We start from the raw sequence: 25576 nt of genomic DNA on the forward strand, positions 1-25576 counted from the left end.
GCTCTATTGAGCAGCACTATTTTTTTCTTCTTCTACAATTCCCGTTATGAGTAATGTATAATCTTCATCTAAGTATACTTCTTGATTGTTAGAGAGGTTGCGGACAACTGGCCGTTGCATATGTGACCTTATTCTTGTTACTATTGCGTTCTCTCCATTATTCAATCTCACTTTCGTACCTGGTGTATAGCTTGGTATGCTTTGTATGAAAGCTTGTACAATTTCTTCACTAAACCCAATTCCACTCTTAGTCATGATAAGCTCCATCGCCATATGTGGAGGAATATTTTCACGAGATATCATATTCTCATATAAATTACATACCCCACAAATTTGTGCAAATTCGTGAAATGCATTACCTGAAATTTTGCGAGGGAATCCTTCTCCATTTAGCTGTTCATGATGTTGAAACGCAACGTGTGCTGATAGCAAACTTAAATCACGGACTTTACGTAAGTAATCAAACCCTTCTTGTGGGTGACGTTCATCATCTTTTGTAATAGCTTTACCAACATCGTGTAATAACGCACCAATCGCTAAGTCACGTAGCTGAATGTTATTCACATTTAACTTTTTCGCTACTTGAAGAGAAAGTAATGCAACGTTTACACTATGGGCATACCTTCGTAAATCCTCAGCAATCGATGTTGTTGGGATTAATACTATTGCTTTTCGTTTCGCAACCTCGTCAATTAATTTTTTTGTGATAATTTGAATCTCCCTAAGTTCAAATACCTTTTTGGCAGAAGCATTTTCATACACCTTTTGAACGGCTTCGATGGCATCCATCCATGTTGGCATATCCACCATTTCTTCCATCGTAATTCCTTCTGAGATTGCATCTTCAACGAATAAATAACGAATATCCATGTCTTCTAAACGCACTAAATATTTGGGATGGATTGAGCGACCCGCTGCAAGTAATATCCTCTTTTGACGATCATAAATTGGCCTGGCCAACTGCATGGTCTTTTCGTTATAGTCCGAGATACTAATTAGTCTCATGGCCAAACTCCTTCATTTCATTATACAAATTCTATCCATTAGTATAATCGTTTTATCTTCGCAATGCTATTATGACATCCTTATTCTTCACAAATGACAAGAGAATATAACGGAATAATTAATAGAATATTGCACTTTAGCTCAAAAAACTAGGAGCTGGAGTCCTAGTTTATTGGTTTTATTTTTGATTATAAAGTGTAGCTATTGGACCATTTGGGAGGTGAGTCTCTATGTTTTACAACAATTAGGTGAACGATTTTATGTCAATTTGGGTAACACTTTTTTAGATTCATTTTGAATGAAGTGTTCTGATCAATTTTAGCTAAAACTACTAAATTTCCGCCGATTTCAGCACTACTCTGTATTCCTCGTTCATAGTTAAAGCTAAAGTGAAAACATTCCCGGTGTTTTTATGATAGTTTATCCCATTTTGTCCAAAGTTCCTTAGGATTTAGTTCATACACGCTATCTTCTCTGTACATGAACTGATGAATGATGAACTCTCTACGTAAAGTTGCATAGTCGTCATGAAACTGCTTGATAAATTCATTCAACTCTTTTTCTTGATACTTCTTCCCTTGCTCTAGTTCCTCTACTATATGTTCTAATACAATGAGTTTCTTTTTCATTTGAGCAGGTATTTGTTTTAAGCGACCATCCTTTGAGAAAAAGTTCGTAATCACGGAATTCTTCAATTGAACTTCTGTATTGATTGACATACCATCTTCCCCTTCCTTTGCCTGTTCTACTAATTTTAGTAAGGCTAAACTACTTTGTTTCAATGTTTTCTCATCTAATGAGAAGTAGATTGTGTTTTTCTCTCTTCTTTGATATAGCAATCCTGCATCTCGAAGTTTATTAGCATGATGCGTCACAGTGGGAGCAGAAATTCCTAGTCTTTCTGCAATTTCTATCCCGCTCTGAGAACTATTTGCTAATAACATGATAATTCGAATGCGAGTTGGATCTGTTACTGCTTTATGAAAATTAATAATCTTTGAAAGTTGCATAAGTATCTCCCTTTCGTTCAATTAGATAATTATCTAATTAGATGTTATTCTAATCGCTATTCATTGTCAATAAATCATTATCAAGTTTTCGCCCCTTTGTGCATATATGTCATTAAGGGGGGAGGCCCATGTTAGAATTATGGTTAACGCTAGGTGGCATATGTCTCATTTTTTTCCTTGGACTTGGAGTGTTTTTCTATAGTATAAAATCAAGTTTAGAACCGAATGATTCAGAGTCAATTGACCCATTACCTGAAGAAGTAGAATAATTTGCATGGCTGGCACTTTGTCTAAAGAGTAAGTTGCTAGCCATGCTTGCTTTCACCTACAAAATAAAAACCAATTCCATCGCAGGAATTGGTTTCTTCTCATTATTTCAATTTATCATAAACCTTGTTTCCATAATCCTTGAAAGCAGAAGAATTAGAGATTTTTCTCTTTTTAATTAAACTGTTTAATCGTATTGTTTTTTCGCTAATCTGGTTTTTAAAGATGGCAATTTGGTGTTCATCTTGACTTGCTGCCATCAAATCCTCAATCGTCTTAATTTCACTTTTTAACGTATGTTCTTCAGGATTAAACCCAGCATTTTTCATCATTTTGTATGCCATTCTGAGCTCTTGAGGTATTGCTGATAAATCTTCAAGCTCTAGCGGCTTCCCTAATCCCGGCAAGTTCTTAAACTCACCGTCATTATAAGCTTTACGGATTTTATCCTCTGAGGCTACATAAGAAAAATCCACCTTTTCCACCTCTCTCAAAGAAATTTCTATCTACCTCTATAATATCCCTTTTCCAGTTTTATTCCACTTCCAATTGTTACAAAATTCCAACAACGAAAATTCGAGTGGTGCCAGGCACCACCCGAATTTTGTCGAATAATATTGTTATAGTATGACAGACTGCTGGTGGCTTACGAGTGTGCCGACATGGCCGCCTTCGCAAACTCGTTTCATTACACCGGGTTCATCAAAGTTGAATACATGGACTGGTAGGTTGTAATCACGTGCTAGTAGGAGGGCAGATTGGTCCATGACTTGTATGTTATTAGCCACTACATCTTGATAGTTGAGGTTTCTGTACATTTTCGCATGTATGTCTTGTTTAGGGTCACTTGTGTATACACCGTCGACTCCTTGTTTGGCGACTAGGATTGCTTCACAATCTGTTTCAAGTGCTCTTTGTACACTTGGATAGTCGGTCGTGACAAATGGTTGACCATTTCCTCCAGCAAATATTACGACGTAACCCTTTTCAAGATGGTGAACAGCACGAAGTCTAATGTATGGTTCGGCAACGGAATGGAATGGTACAGATGTCATAACTCGAATTTCTTTTTCGGTCTTGCTTTTTAGAACACCACGAAGCATGAGACTGTTAATGATTGTACCAAGTGTTCCAATATTATCTGCCTCAACCCTGTCGATTCCCCACATTTCTGCAAGCTTTCCTCTGAATATATTTCCACCGCCAACTACGATTGCTACCTCTACCCCCATATTCACAATGGATAAAACCTCGTCTGCTACATGTGATAGTCTTATTGGATCAAAGTTATCTCCATTTTGATTAGCAAGTGCTCCCCCACTTAACTTTAATAAAACTCGTTTGTATCTCACCAACACTGTTCTCCCCCTTATTTGGACAAAATAAAAGAGCAAAGGCTAAAAGCCAATGCTCTGAAAAGGAAAAGTAGGAATCGAATGAATAACATGAAATACATTCTTCATCCGCTTGCACTCCCCTTTCCTAAAAAATGTTTTATTATCTCTTTACTATATGTATCAACTCTAACAGAGTTTCCTTACAAAGTCATTACTTCTTTAACTTGTTTAATTCTTTCTGAACTTCTCCTAACGTTTTATCTAACTCTTCTCCCCAATGGTCATTAATAGTAGAGAATACCACCTTGCCGTTTCCATCTAATAATCCATATCCACGATAAGCAATGTCATTATTTTCCATATCCATTTTTTCTATTAATGTTAAATCAGGGTCTGATAGAAACGGAAGACTAAAACCATATCGCTCATGAATCGCTGTATATAATTCCTTTTGCTGAGCCGGTCCGTCCGCACTTACTATATACATTTCAACACCTAACTCGTTAAACTGGTCAATATTTTCATGCAACTGAACTAGTTGCTGTTGACACAATGTTCAGGTGTAGGTTGTCATGAAGAAGAATAATACTGGCTTACCTGTTGGAAGTGTAACCTCTTCTCCTTCTTGATTTTTTAAGGTCATTGGCTCCTCTGCTGTTTCATTACCGCATCCGGCCAAAAATAACAGAAAAAGTCCCATCATTAAGTAAATGGCTCTTTTCAAACATCGTCACCCTTTCTATTAAACATCAGTTCATTATACTAGATTCAAGATATATTTACTAATTTTCAATCTTTCCCTTTAAGCATATTACTCATAAATTCCCTAAGTATGTGAGATAATGACTTGGTAAAAATTTGCTAAAGTTGGAGGAATCATATGAAAAGTTTAACAGACACAACCACTTTACATAACGGTGTAAAAATGCCTTGGTTTGGACTAGGTGTATTCAAAGTGCAAGAAGGTGAAGAAGTCGTTTCTTCAGTTAAAGCAGCCATTAAAAATGGGTATCGTAGTATTGATACAGCTGCAGTTTATCAAAACGAAGAAGGTGTTGGTCAGGCTATTAAAGAAGCTGACGTACCACGCGAGGAACTATTTATTACTACGAAGGTATGGAATGCTGATCAGGGCTATGAAACTACACTACAAGCATTTGAAACAAGTCTTTCTAAGCTTGGGTTAGATTATCTAGACTTATATTTAATTCACTGGCCTGTAAAAGGGAAATATAATGACACATGGAAAGCGCTAGAAAAGCTTTATAAAGATGGAAAGGTCCGTGCAATTGGGGTGAGCAACTTCCAAGTTCATCATTTAGAAGACTTGCTAAGTCATGCTGAAATTAAGCCTATGGTGAATCAAGTAGAATATCATCCACATTTAACGCAAGAAGAGTTGCAGGCTTTTTGTAAAAAGGAAGGAATTCAACTTGAAGCATGGTCTCCATTAAAGCAGGGTGAACTTTTAAACGAGCCTACAATTGTAAAAATTGCAAAGCAACATAAAAAATCACCTGCCCAAATTATTTTACGCTGGGACTTACAAAATGAAGTAGTGACTATCCCTAAGTCTATAAAAGAAAATCGAATCATTGAAAATGCCAGCATTTTTGATTTTGAGCTATCAGCTATGGAAATGAACGAGATTTCGAGCTTAAATAAAAATGAGCGTATTGGACCAGACCCGGACAATTTTAATTTCTAGGCTCTGTTAAATTACATCGTTGATTGTAGTGGAAGGTGCGAGACTCCTGCGGGAGAAGCGGGACAGGTGAGACTCATGCAGGAGCATAGCGACGGAGGCTCCCGTAGCACCAAGGAAAGCGAGTGCCTTCTACGGAAATCAACATTATTGTTTTATAGAGCCAATTTCTAAAATAGAAAACTAACTGCTCAGAGCAGGGTACCCCACTTAGCCTCAGGCGGTGTGGGTACCCTGGCTGGTTTGAGAATACATAAATACATAAGATAAACTCAAAATCTTCTACATTCTTAAACTGCAATTAAAAACCTGATGAGCTCTTGCTAATCAGGTTTTTGTTTTTAATCTTTTAACTGGTTCTTTTAACCAGAATGATATTCCAATCTTTTGACAAATCGTCAAATAATGCATCAATGTAATTAGTATTGCACCGAAATTCATCCCAATGATTACTCCTTGCATCTGCAGGTGTGTTGAACCTAGTAAAAACATTAGTGAGTAGGAAGTAATTGTTGACCAAACAGAATGGTAAAACGCATCCTTCACTAACCCTAATCCTATTAAATATGCCTGCATAGGAATGGTGAAGAAATGTAGCAAGAAGTACGGCCACAATATTTGTAAATACAAAGTCGCCGATGATGACTTAAAGAAAATGTGAGTTAATGGTTCTGCAAAAAAATAAAACAATGTAACAGCTGGAATTCCGTACAGTGCTGTAATGAAAATAACTTGCTGCAAGATTTTTTGAAGTCGTTCAAACTGCTTCTTTTCATAGGCTTCTGATACTGTTGGAATTAACGCAATAAGTAATGAATGTGCAATGAAAGCCGGAAAAAAACCAATACTCATTGCAACCCCCGCCATTAATCCAAACTGTTCTGTCGCCATGCCTTCTGGAACACCTGAACGGAGTAAAGCTTCCTTAATTAAAAAAGGTTGAACCGCATGAGTAATTGCATGGAATAATCTCATTCCTGTAGTCGGAATGGAGACGGCTAATAAATTCTTCCTTACCTCTTTACCAGTTAAGACTGTATATCTTCCTTGCTTCACTACTTGCCACTGAATGAAAAAGGCATGCATTAGATAAATAAATACGACAAGTTCACTACCAATTAACGTACCTATAGCAATCAGGATCGCCAAATCCAACTCGAATGAGAATAATTGATAAAGAATGACAAGTAAGATGAGCTGTGCTACTTTTCTTAAAAAGTTAGCAAACGCAATTTTACTCATATCTTGTTTACCCATAAAATAGCCACGGGCAAGTGAGGATATCGAGATAATCGGAATGAGTAAAAGGGCCAACCATTTCACCAACGGATGATAATGATCGAATACCGGCATATTTGGCAAAATAAAAACTGCCACTAAAGTGAAAATAAACATCATTTTAAGCGAAAATTTTATCGTGTGCTTCATCATACTACGATGATAGCGTTCTTCTTTTTCTGCTATAAACTTCGAGATTGAGATAGGCAGTTCTAAACTGGCAATAATGACAACTAAAAAAATAGAAGGTAAAATTGTCATATACAAGCCCATGCCATGTTCTCCTAATTGTTTAGCTAATACGAGATTCACCAAAAACTCAACACATTCCCCTATAAAGGCAGCAACTATTAAAAAGATTAACCCTTTCAAAAATCTACTCATGAAGTATCTCCTTGTCCTTCAAAAAATTTATAATATATACATATGAGACAAGTGCACAGATTATCTATATAACTTTTTTAAAAGGGATTGAAGACAAAAAAAATAGCCCACCATAAATGGTGAGCAACAAAAATATATAATAAGGGGGAATACCTTACTTCATTATTTATGTCCAGGTATGAGATCCTTCATACATAAAAAACAATTTATTTATTTCCACATGTCGCCGTTAAGACATCCTCTATAAAACGGATGGCAGCATGAAATCTTTCTTGTTCTGATTCATAATACGATTTCTCTTCACTTTTAGAACGTATACGGATAGCTTCATTCAAAATAGTCGCATGCTTTGGGAAGTGTTGTGTCATGTAGTACCCCGAAGCGACCTTTGAAATAATACCACCCTCACGTAGAGTATAAAATTGTCTTGAAATTCCTAATAAGAACCATTCAATTTCTTCATCAATTTCACGTGTATTCGTCTGTTCCAATGGAATAGCTTTTACATATTCAAAACGCGGTTTCCAATAGTTTTTCATATTTACATTTACATAATGAACTAACTGATCTGTCGTTACATTGATTCTTCCTATCAATACATCTGACCCAATCACTATAATCCCATGGTTTTGGAGAATCCAACCTGTTACTGGATTTAATATAGATCCTTGTAAAAGTTCTATTCCATTAATCATTGGATGAATGCTCTCAACCTCTCCAATTCTCAATAACTCCTCTGTTCCAACATAACCACCATCCATCGTTAATGATGGATACATTTTGTGGAGGCTTCGATGAATCTCATTTATTACCGTTTCTTCTATATCTGTCATAGGTGACGAAATAACCGTTACAAAATCAATATCACTGTTAGAGTCGAAAGCATCAAGTGCAATGGAACCAAATAAATATACTCCGATAAGCTTCTCACCAAAGATTTGTTTAATATGATGTATATATTCCGTTAATAGTGGTTGTACTTCCGTTGGCAAGCTGTTTAATCCATTTCTTCTAATTACGTTTTTCATTATTGTCTAAGCCTCATTTCTTAATCCTTATCTAATCCATGCTTCTCCTTTAGGCTGGAAGGAGCCTTTCTGACAATTCTTTGAAGAACAAATGATGCAACCATAATATCGTCAAGAACACCAAAGAATGATAAAAAATCCGGAATAATGTCTAGTGGCATGATGAAATAACCAGCAATAAGTGCAATAGATAGTAACTTTTCTTTTAAATTAACTTCTTTTGATATGAAGTAATCCAAGAGAAACGGAAGGAACCGCCAAAACTTTAAAATAAAGCGAAGTCGTTTGAACAGTTTCAACATTGTAATCCTCCTAGTCAGCCTTAGGTAATAACTTAATTAAATCTTGATCCAAACTCGTCACGCCTTCTTGGAAAACCAGTCTTGTTTTAAAGCGATAGCTAATTCCTTGACCTGTTGGAGTAAGTGATGGAGAAATATAAAATGAAAACGGAATGTATTTGCAATCCTCCGATTCAATACATGATTCTGATAAAATCGTGCTCGAATCCACAACTTCCTCTGTCTCATTCGTTACATCTATTTTAATTAAATCACATTCAATTCTTTTTATTTGTTGTTCTACAGTACCACCATTAATCGAGAAATGACCTCTAATGGAGTCACCAAGTCGAACATCCTCTCTTTCAAGGACTAAGTCTACTTTTGCAGACCCTATGCCTAGTAACGACATGTATTTTCTTAATAACATCTATGCGCCCCCTATTGATTCATTTATCTATTTACTATTGTTACGTTCTTTAAGCTGAAAGGTTTCATATCAAATTTAAAATAAATAGACCTTTACCAATAGGTAAAGGCCACATATATCATACCTCTACCTATGCTGGTAAAGGTCTCGCTAACAACTTATTCGTTGCCAAGCATAGCCGAGGGTTTAAACCCTGTGTTGACGACTTTGCTGTTAAAGCTACTCCCCTTTAGGAATATTTAATTTACTTGTAGATATTGTAAAATGACTTAATTATTCTGTCAATTCATTTTTAATCACCGTTTAAAATGTTACCAATGCCACCTAATATACTACCTTCACCTGTTGATCCACCATTTTTCGGTGCACTAGCAAAAATACGGTCAGCCAATCGACTGAAGGGTAAAGATTGAATCCATACTGTCCCTGGACCTTGAACAGTCGCGAAGAATAACCCTTCGCCACCGAAGAATGCTGTTTTTACTTTGCCTACAAATTCAATATTATAATCAACATCTCTTGTCATCGCTACTAAGCAGCCAGTATCGATACGAAGCTTTTCCCCTGGCTGCAAGTCTCGACGTTGAATCGTGCCACCAGCATGTAAAAATGCAAGACCGTCACCTTCAAGCTTTTGCATAATAAAACCTTCTCCACCAAAGAAACCTGTACCTAATTTACGTTGAAACTCCACTCCAACAGAAACACCCTTCGCTGCACAAAGAAAAGCATCCTTTTGACAGATCACTTTTCCATTCAACTCACTCAAATCTACAGGAATGATTTTACCTGGATATGGAGCTGCAAAGGATACGTGTTTTTTTCCTACACCATTATTTGTAAAAACGGTCATGAATAAACTTTCTCCTGTGACTAAACGCTTTCCAGCACCTACTAGCTTTCCTAGTAAGCCCTTACTTTGAGAAGAAGATCCATCTCCAAACACCGTTTCCATCTCAATTCCATCTTCCATCACCATCATGCCACCAGCTTCAGCAACCGCACTCTCACCTGGATCTAACTCTATTTCTACAAATTGCATATCATCTCCATGAAGCTTAAATTCAATCTCATGCGCGTTTTTCATATCCTTTTCCTACCTTCTTAATTAAGTTGATAGTAACTATACGCTTTGCTTTAAAAATGGTTTCAGATTTATGTAAAAAAATTTGTCTTCTGTTAAAGTACATTGTTGATTTTTAGCTGTATGACGATTTGTAGTGGACGGTGCAAGACTCATGAAGGAGTATAGCTACGAAGGCACCCGTAGCAAAAAGGAAAGGAGTACCTTACGCGAAAATCAACAGAGACAAATGAAAAAAAGAACGAGGAGATCCTCGTTCAATCCGTTACACTAGCTCTGGTACTTTTACATGCAATGGCGGTGGCACTAACCAGCCTTTTTCTTTATTTAATCGTAATACCTTTAATCCATATTGTGCTTTCACTGTATGGAATTGACCGAACATCGTCGCTATATCTTCACGAACTGATTGTGCCATTTGTTGACTACACATAATTAAACCTGCTGCAATATCTGCTGAAATCGCAGCACTAACTTCAGGATCATTAATTCTTGCACCCGGAGGGATTTCTTCTAAGTTTGCTTCTGAGCGTTCAGGAGGTGCTGGTGGTAAAGCAATCCCGTTTGCCTTTAATATCACTTCTAATTGCTCTGTTTCATCCTTCATAGTATCAATCATATCTTCAATGATTTTTCTTAAGTCTTTATCACCTGAATGATTAAGATAAACTTGATAACCTGCAGTCATCGCTTTTGTTCCAGCTAGGTAGCTCCAAACACCATGAACTTCACCAAAATGCATAGGTTCATTTTGAGGATTTCCGCTTAATATGCCCATGACTACACCCCTTTTTAATGATCTGAAATAGCATTTATGAGCCATTTCTCCTTTAGTATGTACTATGTTTAACTTCTGTTACGTTCATTTTTTTGACAAAAATTTTTCCTTATTATTGTTTCAATTACTATAAATTTCCTTTATTCTAATAGTAACTATTTTATTCGGGGTGGTATATTAAAATGGAGAAAGAAAAACTTAAATCAATACGTACTCACTTTAATATGACACAACGTGAATTTGCAAAGGCCATTAATTGCAGCTATTCTTTAATCGCTCTAGTGGAGTTAGGCAAAAGGAGAATTACAGAAGATCTTGAACAGAAAGTCAAATCAAAATTTAAGCTGGATGATGATCAAATTAACTACATAACTTTTATTGTTGAAGAATTTGGAAAAGGAATGAAACCGTTTATATAACGGGTGCTGAACAAAAAGCGTAAGCGCCCCGTTTATCTTCAGGCACAGCAAATGTTCCGGAGAGAAGAAAAGGGTTAATTGACCTCAGGCGGGCTGGGTGCTGGAGCTAGATTAAAAATACACAAATACATAAGGATACACTCAAAATTTTATTCTTTCTTAAACTGTAAAAAGAAAAAAGCTAGACGCTTTGCCCTAGCTTTACCAATTCTCTGTATTTGCAAGTAATAAATCTATATCAATATCTTCTAGTAAAAATTCGTATTCAAACTCTTCTTCTAAATCAATAGTGGCTTCTAGTAATAAATCAATATCCTTTGCAAGTAGGCCCATTAAATCCCTCCTCAAGAGAATCACTGAGGTTTTCTACCCCAAGAAACAACATGTTAATACATATTTCGCTTCTCTTATTCTCTCTGTGGGGGTCATCTTACGTTTTTTTAGGATTACTAATGCAAAGTAGCGACTTCTTCTTTTATATTCATCGATCCATGACCAAACAATGGTAGCTTGACAAATATGGTTGTCCCCTTGTTCACTGTGCTTTCAAAGAAAATTTCTCCTTTGTGGTTTTCAATAATGCTGTAGCTCACTGCAAGTCCCAAGCCGGTTCCTTTTTCCTTTGTTGTATAAAATGGCTGTCCGATAAGCTTTAATTTGTCTTCAGGGATACCGCATCCTTCATCCTTGAACATAATTGTCACATAATCATTGTCCCGCTTCGCTTCAATGTAAACATTTCCTCCATGCGGCATTGCTTCAATTGCATTTTTCACAAAATTAATAAACACTTGTTTTAGTTGGTTTTCATCACAGTTGATATATACTTCTTCTAGTAAATTTGTTCTTACTTCTACATTTTTTAAGATTGCCTCTGTTTCAAGTAACGTTGCGACTTGGGATAAAATCGATGTAACTTCTCTACGTTCAAATTTTAATACGGTCGGCTTAGCTAATAGAAGTAACTCATTCAGAATAAACTCGATTCTCGTAAGTTCTGAACCGACAATGTTAAAGTATTCTCTTCGAAGAGTATGACCTTGTTCCATTAACTGTAGGAAGCCTTTTATAGCAGTTAATGGATTTCTAATTTCATGTGCTATTCCAGCTGCCAATTGACCTGCCAGGTTTAGCTTCTCAGATTTCACCATTAATTCCTTTGCAGTGATGCGCTCCGTTATATCACGTCCGATTGCTAATATCTTATCAATCGTTCCATTCGTATTGCGTATTACCTTTATAGACGTTTCTATCCATACGTAATGTCCCTCTCTATGGAGAAAACGTCCTGTAAAAACATCCGTCAATACGAGATTTAAATTAAGTACCTCTTCTAGCTCCTCAGGATGAATCAATTCCTTGATTGAAAAACCATTTAGACTTTCAGGTTTGTATCCTAGAATTTTCTCCACTGCTGGAGACACATAGCGAATGTTTCCGCCAAGCGTGATGTACATAATGATATCTTGAGAATTCGTTGTAATTAATTCATATAGTTCTTCGCTTCTTCTCAAGCTTTCTTGCTCTATCGTACGTTCCGTAATATCCTGAGACGTACCAATAATTTTTATTGGATATCCATCTTCATCAAACAATGCTTCCCCATTTGATTCTACAAACCGAATTTGACCGTCTGGCTTCATAATTCGAAAGTGAAGATTAAATTGTTGATTCGTTATCGCAACCTCAAGGTTTTTGTTAATCTTTTCCCGATCTAAAGGGTGAACAATTCGTAAAAATTGCTGATAGGTTAATGTTTGGGGATCTACATCCCATCCTACAAGCTTTACCATCTCATCAGACCATATTAGCTTGTCGCTTTCCAAATGCCACTCCCAGCTCCCTAATTTTGCGACTCGAAGTGCTGAACGCAAACTTGCTTCCGTTACTTTCAGATCAATTTCAGCTTGCTTCCTTTTAGAAATATCCTTGGCAATTCCGTATACTCCTACAATTTGACCATCAACAACAATCGGTACATTCGTTACATTTACATGAACGAGACTTCCATCTTTACGTAGACAAGTCACTTCATATGTTTGTGGTACTCCTTTAGCAGCCTTTTCAAAATGAATTTGTGTTTTCTCTGAATGCTCAGGAATGACAAGAGGAGTAAAATCCATTTGTAAATACTCATCCCTCGAATAGCCAAGTAATCGTTCAAAACTATTATTAAGTGATAGATAGTTTCCCTCTAAATCAAATGAAAACACTGCGTCTGGATTTTGATCAAACAATGATCTATAATGCTCCCTACTTTCCGCAAGAAGCTTTTTCGACTCGTTTACATCACGAAAGTGAACCGCAAGTCCTTCCTCAACCGGATAGGCCCTTACATCAAACCAAGTTTTTAATGGTGAATAATACTCCTGAAACTCAACTGTAATTCTTTCGTGTAATGCTTTGTGATAGTTGGCAAAGAAAGAAGAGTTTACCGCTTCCTCAAACTCACTCCAAACCAATGTACCTAGTAGTTCTTTTTTATTTTTTTGCAACAAATTTTCTGCTTCATTGTTTAAATAGGCAAAGCACCAATTTTTGTCTAAGACAAAAAAGGCATCTCTTAAATGGTCGACGTATTTCGATTGCATGGTCTTCCCCTCTCTTTTACCTTTATAAGAGAATAGTGGATGTTGTTTGATAGATTATGTCTGCGCCATTACTTCCTAATAAGGGGTAACATTAACCTTTTCTAAAGCACCTTAAATGTTACAAAAACCACCAACATAAAGCAGGGCAAATTGACCTACTATTATTTTGGCATTTTACCCGTCCTTGTGTCTTAGGAATATATAAATATTAGAAAGACGTATAATACTATTATTTTACTCATTTTTACCTTTTTCTGCAATTTTTTTAAGTATATTAATAGTTTTACCTATTTCCTAATGTTTGTCTTATAAAAACTTCTTAAAAAAAGAAATCTTTATTAAACCTACATAGTAAAAAGGGTTGAATTCACTCTCTGAATTCAACCCTTTTTCTTAGCTCTTCCTAGCATTCAATATGTTTTCAAGTGAAAGCTCTGTTGTGTTAGATACATAATAGTCTGCACTTTTTAGGCTTTCTTCATCTCCTACACCTACAGCAAACATGCCTGCACTGTGAATAGCTTCTATGCCACTTTCCGCATCTTCAATACCAATACATTGAGATGGCTCGACCTTTAACATACTTGCTGCTAATAAAAAGATATCTGGTGCCGGTTTACTTTTTTCTACTGCCGCTGCATCAGCAATGCAATCAAACTGCTCATACAAACCTAAAGAACGAAGAACTTCAGGGGCGTTTTTACTAGCAGAAGCTAAGCCAAGTAAATATCCGTTTTTCTTGATTTCTTTTAAAAGTTCTTCAATTCCCGGTAATATATCCTCATGTGTAATGTTGGTGATCAGTTGTTTGTAATGATCATTTTTCTTCGTTGCAAGTTGTTCTTTTTCTCCTAAGGTGAAATCATGTTGTGTTTTCCCTAGTTCTAATATTCTCTCTAGTGAATCCATTCTTCCGACACCTTTAAGCTTCTCGTTAAATTCACGATCAAATGTGATACCGATTTCTTCAGCAAGAGCCTTCCATGCCAAATAATGATATTCAGCAGTGTCTGTAATGACTCCATCTAGATCAAAAATGAATGCCTTTATCATTTAGACACCTCTTTTCAACGGAACTTTTATAGGTTTTTCATGTGTAATCGCAACTTCCTGATTCCAAACCTTCACCATAAGTTCTTGACCAGAAATTAATGAAAACTGAATATGTTCGTTGTTCACTTCAATATGAATGAGATTGTTATGATATTGGACACGGAAGGAATAGCCTTTCCACTGCTTAGGTATTTGTGGACGGAATACTAGTCCATCTTCCTTCACTCGCATTCCGGCAAAGCCTGCGGTAATTGCCATCCACGTTCCACCCATATTTGCCATATGGAGTCCATCCTTCGTATTACCATGAGTATTGTCTAAGTCTAACCTGGCCGTTTCAATAAAGTAGTCATATGCTTTATCGAGATAACCTACACGTGCTCCCATCATACTGAACACACATGATGACAATGACGAATCATGTGTCGTAATTTTCTCATAGTAATCATAGGAATTTTTCATGATCTCATCAGATTGCTCGTCCTCTAGTAAGAAATGAGCAAGAACAGTATCTGCCTGTTTACAAACTTGGTAACGATACAATGTAAGAGGATGGTAATGCAGAAGAAGCGGATAATGCTCCTCTGGAGTACCTTCGAAATCCCACACTGCCTTTTGTAAAAACGTATCATCCTGTGGATTAATCCCGAAACTTTCATCAACTAGCAGAAGCATATTCTCCGCAGCACGATTGAATTCGTTTAGCTCTTCATCTTCAAATTGTATTCGGTCCTTCAATGAACCCCATTTTTCAGGAGCTTTTTCCTTAATTAACTTAGCTGCTTTTACCGCCCATAGTAAATTTTGCTTAGCCATCGCATTTGTATAATAGTTGTTATTCACAATACATGTATATTCATCAGGTCCTGTTACCGTATCAATCCTAAATTGACCATTTTGATAATGACCTGTTTCTAGCCATAATCGAGCTGTTTCAATTAACACCTCTGCCCCCGCTTCTTTTATAAATTCAACGTCACCGGTCGCTAGGTAATATTGAATATAGCTATGTGCAATATCAGCGCTAATATGATACTGAGCAGTTCCTGCTGGAAAGTAAGCTGAGCTTTCGGATCCCGCAATGGTTCTCCAAGGATATAACGCACCTTTTTTATGCCCCATTTCCTTTGCTCGATCACGAGCTCCATCTAATATCGAATAGCGGTATAACAGTAGCTTTTTGGCAAGCTCTGGATTTGTCATGGTGAACATTGGAAGCAAATAAATTTCTGTATCCCAGAAATAATGACCTTCATATCCTTCCCCGGATAGTCCTTTGGCCGCGATATTGGACACACCATCTTGTCCTGCTGACTGCAATAAGTGGTACAAGTTAAATCTAATTCCTTCTTGCAAGCTTGTTTCTCCATGTATCGTAACATCTGTATTTTCCCAGAAGCGGTCTAAATAATTTTTCTGATTATGACAAAGGTGTTCAAACGGAATTTTCGATAGCTTATCGTTACTATTCACTAATGTAGAATGAATGTTTTCATATCGAAGTGTATCAGCGAAAAACGTTCTCTTTTCAACAGAAGTTTCTCCATTCAAAATGAATGAAATGGTTGTTGTAACTCCGTTTTTCTCCACTTCATTTGAAATAGAAGAATCATTATTATGAACTGTTACGGTGGAAAGTGCCGCAGCCTTTAAACCTGATGTATAGGTTTCAACTTCAACATAAGCAGCCTCGTCTATTAGCCTAACATCCGTGACACTAAGTCGTTTTGCATGTCCACTCGCTACACGTGGATCAGTAGGATCGGTAAAGTTTTCAACATCTCCATTTAAAGATGTCATTATTTTTACCGGCAATGCTGGTGTCACTGGAATTAAACTTATGTATTGTATGAAAACCTCTCGTTCTGTAAATGAAACAAGTCTCTTGAATACTAGTTTTACTTCCTTACCCTTTGGAGATTTCCAATGAATGTGACGTTCTGTAACACCTTTATCTAGATGAAGGTATCTGTCATAGGAGATTACTTCACCTTCCCATAAAGAAAACTTCTCTTCCTCTTCTCCAATATAAATTTGAATGGTTTGAGTATCTATTACATTTAATAATTTTTGCTGAGTTTCTGGAAAGGCATATAACTTCTCACCATAATGAATATCGACTATGTCATGAAAAGCATTTAAATATGTCCCACGAATGGTTCGTGTACCATTCTGAAGTCCTTCTTCAAAGTTCCCTCTTATACCGATATAGCCATTACCGTTAAAAAACAAGCTCTCTTCCAATAGTAACGTGTCTAGTTCCGTTGATTTTGAATGAATTGTCCATGTCATGATGCGCTCACTCCTTCGTAATAACTCAGCACGCTTTCTGGGGTTAACCTAAAAAGCGTGCCGGGATGATGTTATTCTTTTACTCCACCAGAAGTTAATCCCGATACAATTTGCTTTTGGAAAACAAGAACAACGATTAATGTTGGAATTGTTACGATAGCTGTTGCTGCTGCTACCTCACCCCATAGAATCGTAAACTGTGTACGCAAGAATGAGATTGCTACTGGTACAGTATGATACGACGCATTCGAATTTAAAGTAACGGTTAATAAAAATTCATTCCATGCAGCGATAAACGTAATGATTGCAGTCGTAAATACTCCTGGAGCTGCTAAAGGAAAAACAATCTTATACAGCGTTTGAAAACGAGTTGCACCATCGATTTTCGCTGATTCTTCTAAAGCAAGTGGAATTTGATTAAAGTGAGTCACTAATATCCACACTGCCATTGGCAATGTAATCGTAGAGTAGGGCAGGACGATTGCATAGCTATTTAATAACCCTAAATCATAAAATAGATTATAAACAGGTCCTGTAATAATCATTTGTGGAAACATTGATACAGCTAAAATTAATCCAAGCAGTACACTCTTCCCTCTGAACGTAAAACGAGAAATGGCATATGCACAAAATGTGGCGACAATGATGACATATATAGTTGTCGTAGTAGCTACAATTAAACTATTCATAATAGATCGCAATATATTTTTCTCAAATAAGATTGTTATATAATTTTGTAGTGTTGGGTTTTCTGGAATGACTTTAAAGGCACCAGCACCAAAAATTTCACCACTTGTTTTAAAGGATGTAATAAATACCCAAAAGAACGGAAACACCATTATAAATAAATACAGCACAACAATAATTCCAAAGGATATCCATAATTTATTTTTTGATGATTTCATCGTAAATCTCCCCCCTTTAGCTACGATCTAGTAGGTTCGTTCCTAATAATCTGACGAATACAATCGCGATGAACGCCACACAAACGAACATTAACATCACGACGACTGAACCATATCCAAAGTTTGTTTGCCCGAACATTGTCTTGTAGGCGTAAATAGACATCGTCTCCGTTGATCCACCCGGGCCTCCACCTGTTAATACATAAATTAAATCAAACACACGGAATGCATCTAGAGTACGGAACAATAATGCTACTAATATCGACGTTTTTAGCAAAGGTAATGTCACTCTAAAAAAGCTTTGTACCTTTGTGGCTCCGTCAATTGAAGCTGCTTCATATAAGGAACTTGGAATATTTTGCAGACCAGCTAAAAGTAATAAGGCCATATAAGGAGTAGTTTTCCAAACATCTGCTAAAATGGTTGCCATCATTGCACCACTTGCACTCAATAATAAGTCTTGTGATTGATCGACAATTCCTATTATCTCAAAGAAGTGAGCCACTATTCCGCTGCTTCCGTCATATAAATAACTCCACATTAAGGCAGCAACTGCAGTTGGTATTGCCCACGGCACTAATGAAGTTGTTCTGACTAATCCTTGACCGAAGATTGCTTTGTTTAAAACCATCGCGAGGCCTAAACCAAGTACTAGTTCCAATGCAACTGAAAATACAGTGAATATTACTGTGTTTACTAATGCAATTCTTATCCTCTCATCACCAAGTACAGTTTTGTATGCCTTAAGTCCAATCCAGTTCGATGAAATAACAGAGTTGTTAAAATCATCGATGAGTAAAGGTAGATTTTCTTCATGTGTAAGTGTATAGGTACTTGCTAATTTTTCATAAAGAGCTTTTGAATCTTTGTATAGCTTATTAATATCTTCTTTCTCTTCCTCAGAGATGGTAATAACACCGTTTTGTTCTTTATAATTTGCTGCAACATTATTTACTTGTTCTATCATCTTTTGAACGTTAGCTTGGTCATCACTATCTGTTATATTTACAAGCTCTTCATCTAAGAATAGACCAACGTATAATGCTGTCTCATTAAATAAATCTGTATTAAATCGTTCATTTAAATAGAGACCAGCCTTTTGTTGGTCATTTAATCGATAATCGAAGAATGAATACGTGATAGATTGAACTACCGGCCATAATGAAAAAATTCCTATTAATAATAGTGTTGGCAGGATATATAACCAGCCTGAGAAACCCATTTTTTGTTGCATAGTTTCACCCTCTCCTTTTAAAAATTACTGAAGTATTCATAGATATTCGATTATTATTCAAGGCTGTTTTCGCATACTTGCTATTTTTACAAAAAAAGAATTTATTTTAGGTCCGTTGATTTCCGCTTCAGGCACACGCTTTCCGCGGGGAGGGACGTGAGCCTCCTCGGCTTCGCCTGCGGGGTCTCACGATTCCCTCTATCTCCCACAGGAGTCGAGTGCCTTCAGCTCCAATCAACTCAATGTTTTAACAGATCTATCCAAATAGCAACAATCTTTACAAAAAGAGCCTTATTCAAAGAAGTAGTTTCGTAAGCGGCTCTGTTAAACAAAAATGGTGATTTTCGTAGAAACTTTCAATTTCTGCACGTTCTACTACAGCCAACATAACTAAAAATCAACACTGTACTTTAACAGAGCCTAATAAAAAGAAACTCCTTATGAACAGAAGTCATAAGGAGTTTCAAAGGGCTCATCCCTTATGGTTTTCTACTCCGTCTTACCTGCATCTGTAATGGCAGTTGCAGCTTCTTCTAAACCACTACCTGAGCTTAAATACTTGTGTGCTTGAACTTGGATTGTGTCAGACACTTTGTTGTACTCAGGAGAAACTGGACGTGCAATTGTTGTTGATAATGCTTTTTGGAATCCAGGGTAAGAAAGCATTTCATTTGTAGCTTTTACCTCTTCATCTTCTAATAAAGCATTGAATCCAGGTAAGTATCCACCTTGTGTAGACATGATTTTTTGTCCTTTTTCACCTGCAGCATACTGAATGAATTCCCATGCGCCATCTAGGTTTTCAGAGTTTTTGTTAACTCCTAGTAACCATCCACCAACAGAACCACCGTTTGGAAGTGGAGCAATACCCACTTGATCAACTTTTACTGTTACGCCTTCTTCTTGAGACTTAATCATACCAAATTGATATGGCCAGTTACGAGCAAACACAGCGTTTCCTTGAGTAAAGTTCGTAGCTGTTTCACCTTCCATAAAGTTTAAGATATCTTTAGGTGAGAATGGTGCGTTCGTAAACTTATACATTGTTTCTAAGCCTGATTTTACATCTGAATATGACTTAGAAAATTCTGTTACGTTAACTGTTAGACCTTCATATTGCTTAGACTGATATAAGAATCCGAATTTTGTATTAGCTTGACCTGTATACTTTTCAGCCATTGTATATAAATCATCATACGTGTATTCTCCGCTATCTAACTTAGCAGCATCTTCAGAGCTTACAATATCTTTACGATAGTATAGTAAACCTAAATCTGGGAAGAAAGGAAGTGTGTATTGCTTTCCTTTGAAATTACCAGATGCCATAGATCCAGCATTGAATTGATCTTTCTTTAATCCAGCTTCTGCAAGTCGAGTATCAATTGGCTCTAAGAAACCAGCCCCAGCAAATTCACCAGCCCATACAACGTCCATTGAGATTACATCATAATCACTAGAACCACTGGATAGTGAGTTAAGTAATTGATCGTGCATTTGAGCAGAGTCATTTGTTAACGCTTCCCACTCTACCTTATACTTATCTTGACTTTCGTTAAATCCATCAATTAGAGCTTGTGTTGCAGGTGTACTGTCATTTTGTGCACCAAACTTAATAACTACTTGTTCTGTAGCTGCTTTGTCAGTACCTTTATCTTCATTTTCTTTCGCATTATCTTCATTCCCACCAGCACAACCTGCCAGTAATAAAGAAGACATTAGTGTTAATGATAAAAACTTAGACTTCAAACTTTTCATCGTATTACCCCCTTAGGTTTCTTAATTGAATTGTAAGTGCTTACAGGTTATAATTATATTAATAATATATGATTTTTATTAAAAATATACTATTTCGTTATAGGGAGAATTTCACATGCAACGACTATCGTCGATTCAACAAGAATTAATTAAACAATTTACCCAAGCCAAGCTCGAAAAAGAAGAATCCTTTTTCGTACACCCTTCCTACCAACTTGAACAGGAATTATTACATTGGGTTCGAAGCGCAGATCTAAATATGGCGAAGCAAATTCTCGATGAAATCAATAAATTAGATCGTGCTAGACTCGCATATGAACCCTTACGTTCATTAAGAAATTCGCTTATTTGTTTATGTACCCTACTTACACGTGAAACAATAAAAGCAGGTGTAGCACCTGAAACTGCCTATGATTTAAGTGATGTATTAATTCGGCATATTGAAAAGGTGCAAGATTCACAAACTCTACATCAAGTAGAATATGAAATGGTTCAATCTTTTATACAGGCAATTATCGATTATGGCCAAAAACCTTTTCAAAATGAGATCATAGATCGTGCTATAGCATATATCCATCAAAACATTTTTCAACCATTGACTTTAGAAGGCATAGCAGAAGAAATAAAAGTAAGTCCCAGCTACCTTTCCACTTTATTTCGCGAGAGAGTTGGAGTATCCATTAAAGAATATATAAACAGAAAGAAAATAGAAGAATCGAAGTATTTCTTGCTCCATACGGGGGCCACTCTCCTAGATATTTCTCTGTTGCTTGGCTATTGTAATCAAAGCTATTACACTACACTATTTAAGAAATATATAGGGATTACACCGAAGCAATTTAAAAGAGATAGTAGTGTTAAGAATTCGGCACTAGAAAGACTTGGCTAGCGCCAAGTTCTTGGACGTAGGTGATAGCTTAGTCTTTCTTATGCGATCAGAATTTTGGATATAAATTCTGATAAGCTATACAAAAAAGCGTGAATCAGATTGTTGTCTGAAGTCACGTTTTTTTTACATTCAGGTTGTTTTCGCATAGATTGTTGTTTTTTCGAACAAGCATTGAGATATGTCAAATATGTCAAACCATTGTATCTCACATACTATCTTAAAATTAGGCTGTTTTCGCATACTTTGTTGCTATTCTTACAAAAAAAGAATTTATTTTAGGTCCGTTGATTTCCGCTTCAGGCACACGCTTTCCGCGGGGAGGGACGTGAGCCTCCTCGGCTCGCCTGCGGGGTCTCACGATTCCCTCTATCTCCCGCAGGAGTCGAGTGCCTTCCGCTCCAATCAACTCAATGTTTTAACAGAGCTATCCAAATAGCAACAATCTTTACGAAAAGAGCCTAAAATTAAAAGGTAATTAGATTAAGTGAATTTCAACTATCTTTATTCATTAAGTAAATCCACTAGTTGATCTCGTTCCTTTGTTTGAATGTTTGGGTATTCATCTAATACTTTCTTGATTAAATCTGTTTTATTGAGTTCATTAAACATCCAACTATTACCCTCTTTTAATAGTGACACATAGCCTCTGAAAGGATTTCCATTTTCAATATTTTCATGAATATATTCTAGGTTCTTTACTCTATCTTCATTATAACTTAGGTTACTATAAGGATCCTTTTCGGCATACTCATAGCCTGTAATCTCTGCTTCAAGCGCCTTATTGATATCAATGAAAAGAAGAGTTTCGGCTAAATAAGAATAGGAAGGAGAATGCTCAGGGTCAAGTATTACTACTTTCTCTCTATATTCAAGTGCTTTTTCATATTCACCAAGTTCTTGGTAAATATTTGCGATATTATGATTGGCTAGATGATGATTTGGTGCTATTCGTATGACTTCAGTTAACGATTCTAATGCTTTCTCTGGCTTATTTTCTTGGTAAATTAGTTTTGGGAAAGAATCTATAATTGACTCTACTTTTCTTAGTTCCTCTAAAAATTGACTTTCATACACCTCAATTGGTGACCCTAGCGTATCTTCAAGCGCCTCATCAAAAGAGATGTTATCTGATTTTAATAGGATGGTAGAAACTACATCAGAACCATGGTTTTCAATTATATAATTGATCAATAAATAACTTTGTAAGTATGGTGAGAATTCAACTTGTAAGTGTTCATCCCATTCTCTGACTGCATCTAATTTTGTAAAACTAACGAATTCTACGCCCATAAATTCTTCTGAATATGTCATGGTATACTTCTTTTCAACATATGCTGCAATTCCTTCAATAAACCATATCGGCTCAACACCTCGGAGCCCGTTCTCTTTTTTATAAGATTGATACATATGATGTACGTATTCATGGATGACTGTACCCTTAATTTCGTTCAAATCAAATTCTGGATCGTGTGGGACTTCGAAATGAATGGTCTGATTACTAGGATCATAAAATCCACCTACCTTCCCATCCCTCAACTCATCATAGTTTGAAGCGAACTTATTATAATCATTGTATAGGATAAACTTTACTGGCATTGCTTTATTTTCTGGAAAGAGAGCATCTAGGTCATTCTCATACTCTTGGATTGTCTCTAATGTTAGCTTAATAACTTCATCGGGGTTAAAGTTCTTCTCATAATAGAATGTTATGTGATCAACATTTCTCGCTTCTAGATGTTCCAAGTCATATTGTTGATTTGTTACTTTATTATAAATACTTTTGTACCATTCTACTTTTTCACTTTTACTTAGTTGAACTGAATCTGTCCCACTTCTCACTCGTTCTGCTCCATAAATAACAAAATTAGAAAATAGAATGATAGATGCAACCATTATCAATATAATAGATGTCGTGATTGCTAATGTATTCCTCAACTTTGTTGAAAGAACATACGTAAAGGATTTACCCGAACCAATAATACCTAACACTAATAACACTAAATTTAGTAGGATAAAAGCAGAATAAATCAAGGTAAATGTTTCTTCATTTGTATGTATACTTAATATAAAAATCATAACTGACACAAAGGGTACAACCAACAAAATGAAAACTAATGATTTAATAAAGGCCATGTCATTCCCCCTATCATTTAAGTTGACCTTCAGCAATTTTCTTGAGTTCTCTTGCTCTTGTCGCAATAAATCTTTCCATATATCTCTCTAAAAACAAGTTATTGGCGATGATTCCAAGTACACCTAGGGGTGACTCAAAAACTAGTTTGTCAATCATTAACGTTCCTTCTCTTACCTCCTTGAATTCGTGTGTATGAAAGAGTGATTTAAAGGCACCCTTTAACATTTCATCAGTAAAGGAATATGGCCTCTCCATTTGTGTCACTTTTGCTGTAAGTCTTTGTCTCACACCAAAGTGAACGGCTTCAAAGGTTACAATGTCTCCTTTTTCTAATAATGGTGAAGAATGCCTGCTCACGATTCTTTCTTTTGTATGAGCAACTGTTTGTGAGTGGACATTAATGTCTCGACATAAATCAAAGCATGTCGTAACCTTAGCCTTTATCAAAATTTCATGATAAATAGTTGGCATTAGCTTATACCTACCACTAGAGATTTCGCCTTTTGAACTGCAAATTCAAGTAATTGTTCGTTTGAAGTGTTTCCTACTTCCCCGCCGCCTTGTGCCATCAAATCATTTCCTCCACCTTTTCCATTAATCGATGGTAAAATGTCGTTGATAAGAGTTTTCATACTCCCTGAAGTAGATTTTCCACGTGCAACAACAATTTGTTGTTTATCACTGTTTTCAGTTACGAAAATCGTTACAATACGTTCATCAAGGCCCGTCACAATTCGCGCTAACTTTTGCAGCTCCTGCATCGTTCGATTTTGTAGCACTTCCGAAACGTAACCGTCCTTTGCATTGTTTATAAGGGTCTGTGCTTCAAATTGTAGAAGTTGATCACGCAGGTCATCTATTGTTTTTTCCATTGCTTTTCCTTGATCTAATAGTCGCTTAACAGTTGCTGTCACTTCTAGCTCTGGAGCACTTAAAAGCCTCCCTACTTCAGTTACTACTTTATTTTTGTTTTTCAGCTGTTTTAATACTCGGTATCCACAAACAAACTCTACTCTTGTATTTTTCTTTTGCTTTTCCCATCCTACTATCTTAATAGCACTAACTTGTCCAGTTGCGTTTGGATGAGTACCCCCACAGCCGTTATAATCAAAATTAGGAATAATGACTAGACGGACGTCATCGGTTACAGCCAGCTTTTTTCGCAGTGGATACTGCAATGCCTCTTCCTCTGTTACCCACTTTGTTTCGATCAGGCGATTTTCAAGTATTATTTGATTTGCCAAATCTTCGACTATGGAGGCTTGCTCCTCAGTTAGCTGCTCTGTTTGAATATCAATTGTCAATGTTTCTTGACCTAAGTGAAAGCTTACCGTTTCAAATCCGTATTGCTCGACGAAGGCTGCCGATAATATATGCTGACCTGCATGCTGCTGCATATGATCAAATCGGCGCTCCCAATCGATGACACCATCCACTTTGTTACCTTCTAATACTCTATCTACATAATGACGAATTTCCCCATCCACTTCTTCAACACCCAGAACTGTCACTCCATTTAATGTCCCTTTGTCATAAGGTTGTCCCCCACCAGTTGGATAAAAGGCTGTTTCTTCTAACGTAATATACAAATTACCGTTGTTGTCTTGTTCTTGTTTTACGATGTTACTTGAGAATGATCGTTGATATGCATCTTCATAATACAATTTAGTAGTCATGAATCTTATTCTCCTAACGTATATTCTTTTTTGTATGTCGT

Annotated in this window: 26 protein-coding genes; 4 read left to right on the forward strand and 22 right to left on the reverse strand. The window is 36.5% G+C overall.

Annotated elements, in window-relative coordinates:
• Positions 1-3: 3 nt before the first annotated feature.
• A complete protein-coding gene (locus JR050_RS02205; RefSeq protein ID WP_204201884.1) occupies positions 4-1005 on the reverse strand; it encodes an HD-GYP domain-containing protein in 1002 nt (333 codons plus the stop codon).
• A 410-nt stretch (positions 1006-1415) separates the two neighbouring features.
• Positions 1416-2015: a DUF2087 domain-containing protein gene (locus JR050_RS02210; protein WP_204201885.1), complete on the reverse strand. Its 600-nt coding sequence runs from the start codon at positions 2013-2015 to the stop codon at positions 1416-1418.
• A gap of 128 nt (positions 2016-2143) precedes the next feature.
• Here JR050_RS02210 and JR050_RS02215 point away from each other — a divergent pair, with 128 nt between their 5' ends.
• On the forward strand, positions 2144-2284 hold the full coding sequence (locus JR050_RS02215) for a hypothetical protein (RefSeq protein ID WP_204201886.1): 141 nt from the start codon (positions 2144-2146) through the stop codon (positions 2282-2284).
• Between the two features lie 102 nt (positions 2285-2386).
• On the opposite strand, the gene JR050_RS02220 is transcribed toward JR050_RS02215, so the two are convergent.
• From JR050_RS02220 to JR050_RS02235, 4 genes are all read right to left on the reverse strand, one after another.
• Complete coding sequence (locus tag JR050_RS02220; RefSeq protein WP_204201887.1) at positions 2387-2758, reverse strand: DnaJ family domain-containing protein; 372 nt, start codon at positions 2756-2758, stop codon at positions 2387-2389.
• A 144-nt stretch (positions 2759-2902) separates the two neighbouring features.
• Complete coding sequence (pyrH, locus tag JR050_RS02225; protein ID WP_204201888.1) at positions 2903-3637, reverse strand: UMP kinase; 735 nt, start codon at positions 3635-3637, stop codon at positions 2903-2905.
• A 193-nt stretch (positions 3638-3830) separates the two neighbouring features.
• Positions 3831-4172: a redoxin domain-containing protein gene (locus JR050_RS02230; RefSeq protein ID WP_204201889.1), complete on the reverse strand. Its 342-nt coding sequence runs from the start codon at positions 4170-4172 to the stop codon at positions 3831-3833.
• Between the two features lie 3 nt (positions 4173-4175).
• Positions 4176-4343 (reverse strand): hypothetical protein, encoded by a 168-nt coding sequence (locus tag JR050_RS02235; RefSeq protein WP_204201890.1) that lies wholly within the window; start codon positions 4341-4343, stop codon positions 4176-4178.
• A 156-nt stretch (positions 4344-4499) separates the two neighbouring features.
• Here JR050_RS02235 and JR050_RS02240 point away from each other — a divergent pair, with 156 nt between their 5' ends.
• A complete protein-coding gene (locus JR050_RS02240; protein WP_204201891.1) occupies positions 4500-5327 on the forward strand; it encodes an aldo/keto reductase in 828 nt (275 codons plus the stop codon).
• Between the two features lie 324 nt (positions 5328-5651).
• Here the strand turns inward: JR050_RS02240 and JR050_RS02245 are convergent, their stop codons facing one another.
• The 6 genes from JR050_RS02245 to JR050_RS02270 form a co-directional block, all read right to left on the reverse strand.
• A complete protein-coding gene (locus JR050_RS02245) occupies positions 5652-6986 on the reverse strand; it encodes a polysaccharide biosynthesis protein (RefSeq protein ID WP_204201892.1) in 1335 nt (444 codons plus the stop codon).
• 206 nt (positions 6987-7192) lie between these two features.
• Positions 7193-8014 (reverse strand): nucleotidyltransferase domain-containing protein, encoded by an 822-nt coding sequence (locus tag JR050_RS02250; protein ID WP_204201893.1) that lies wholly within the window; start codon positions 8012-8014, stop codon positions 7193-7195.
• 20 nt (positions 8015-8034) lie between these two features.
• The gene (locus JR050_RS02255; protein ID WP_204201894.1) at positions 8035-8316 is read right to left on the reverse strand and encodes a YkvA family protein; all 282 of its coding nucleotides are present in this window, start codon (positions 8314-8316) and stop codon (positions 8035-8037) included.
• Between the two features lie 10 nt (positions 8317-8326).
• Positions 8327-8725 carry a sporulation protein gene (locus tag JR050_RS02260; protein WP_239454041.1) on the reverse strand — a complete coding sequence of 133 codons (399 nt, stop codon included), beginning with the start codon at positions 8723-8725 and terminating at the stop codon, positions 8327-8329.
• A 292-nt stretch (positions 8726-9017) separates the two neighbouring features.
• Positions 9018-9812 carry a TIGR00266 family protein gene (locus JR050_RS02265; protein WP_204201895.1) on the reverse strand — a complete coding sequence of 265 codons (795 nt, stop codon included), beginning with the start codon at positions 9810-9812 and terminating at the stop codon, positions 9018-9020.
• A gap of 262 nt (positions 9813-10074) precedes the next feature.
• Positions 10075-10587, reverse strand: coding sequence for a DUF3231 family protein (locus JR050_RS02270; RefSeq protein WP_204201896.1), 513 nt, complete (start codon positions 10585-10587; stop codon positions 10075-10077).
• Positions 10588-10769: 182 nt separating this feature from the next.
• On the opposite strand from JR050_RS02270, the gene JR050_RS02275 reads away from it, so the two are divergent.
• On the forward strand, positions 10770-11006 hold the full coding sequence (locus tag JR050_RS02275) for a helix-turn-helix domain-containing protein (protein WP_204201897.1): 237 nt from the start codon (positions 10770-10772) through the stop codon (positions 11004-11006).
• A 201-nt stretch (positions 11007-11207) separates the two neighbouring features.
• Here the strand turns inward: JR050_RS02275 and JR050_RS20455 are convergent, their stop codons facing one another.
• The 7 genes from JR050_RS20455 to JR050_RS02300 form a co-directional block, all read right to left on the reverse strand.
• A complete protein-coding gene (locus JR050_RS20455) occupies positions 11208-11339 on the reverse strand; it encodes a hypothetical protein (protein WP_283244040.1) in 132 nt (43 codons plus the stop codon).
• Positions 11340-11455: 116 nt separating this feature from the next.
• Positions 11456-13597, reverse strand: a complete 2142-nt coding sequence (locus tag JR050_RS02280; protein ID WP_204201898.1) for a PAS domain S-box protein — start codon at positions 13595-13597, stop codon at positions 11456-11458.
• Positions 13598-13990: 393 nt separating this feature from the next.
• Positions 13991-14650: a beta-phosphoglucomutase gene (pgmB, locus tag JR050_RS20170; protein WP_239454050.1), complete on the reverse strand. Its 660-nt coding sequence runs from the start codon at positions 14648-14650 to the stop codon at positions 13991-13993.
• A complete protein-coding gene (locus tag JR050_RS02285) occupies positions 14651-16942 on the reverse strand; it encodes a glycoside hydrolase family 65 protein (protein WP_239454056.1) in 2292 nt (763 codons plus the stop codon).
• Between the two features lie 71 nt (positions 16943-17013).
• The gene (locus JR050_RS02290; RefSeq protein WP_204201899.1) at positions 17014-17847 is read right to left on the reverse strand and encodes a carbohydrate ABC transporter permease; all 834 of its coding nucleotides are present in this window, start codon (positions 17845-17847) and stop codon (positions 17014-17016) included.
• A gap of 16 nt (positions 17848-17863) precedes the next feature.
• Positions 17864-19081: a carbohydrate ABC transporter permease gene (locus tag JR050_RS02295; RefSeq protein WP_204201900.1), complete on the reverse strand. Its 1218-nt coding sequence runs from the start codon at positions 19079-19081 to the stop codon at positions 17864-17866.
• 489 nt (positions 19082-19570) lie between these two features.
• Positions 19571-20836 carry an extracellular solute-binding protein gene (locus JR050_RS02300; protein ID WP_204201901.1) on the reverse strand — a complete coding sequence of 422 codons (1266 nt, stop codon included), beginning with the start codon at positions 20834-20836 and terminating at the stop codon, positions 19571-19573.
• Positions 20837-20951: 115 nt separating this feature from the next.
• On the opposite strand from JR050_RS02300, the gene JR050_RS02305 reads away from it, so the two are divergent.
• Positions 20952-21725, forward strand: coding sequence for an AraC family transcriptional regulator (locus JR050_RS02305; protein ID WP_204201902.1), 774 nt, complete (start codon positions 20952-20954; stop codon positions 21723-21725).
• Between the two features lie 501 nt (positions 21726-22226).
• Here the strand turns inward: JR050_RS02305 and JR050_RS02310 are convergent.
• From JR050_RS02310 to JR050_RS02320, 3 genes are read right to left on the reverse strand one after another with little or no spacing between them, the layout of a single operon-like run.
• Positions 22227-23858, reverse strand: a complete 1632-nt coding sequence (locus JR050_RS02310; protein ID WP_204201903.1) for a collagenase — start codon at positions 23856-23858, stop codon at positions 22227-22229.
• 13 nt (positions 23859-23871) lie between these two features.
• A complete protein-coding gene (locus tag JR050_RS02315; protein ID WP_204201904.1) occupies positions 23872-24330 on the reverse strand; it encodes an SRPBCC family protein in 459 nt (152 codons plus the stop codon).
• Complete coding sequence (locus JR050_RS02320) at positions 24330-25535, reverse strand: alanyl-tRNA editing protein (RefSeq protein ID WP_204201905.1); 1206 nt, start codon at positions 25533-25535, stop codon at positions 24330-24332. Before JR050_RS02320 ends, JR050_RS02315 begins: the two co-directional genes overlap by 1 nt.
• Between the last annotated feature and the right edge of the window lie 41 nt (positions 25536-25576).

Source organism: Bacillus suaedaesalsae, assembly GCF_016890225.1.
Classification (GTDB): domain Bacteria; phylum Bacillota; class Bacilli; order Bacillales; family SA4; genus Bacillus_BS; species Bacillus_BS suaedaesalsae.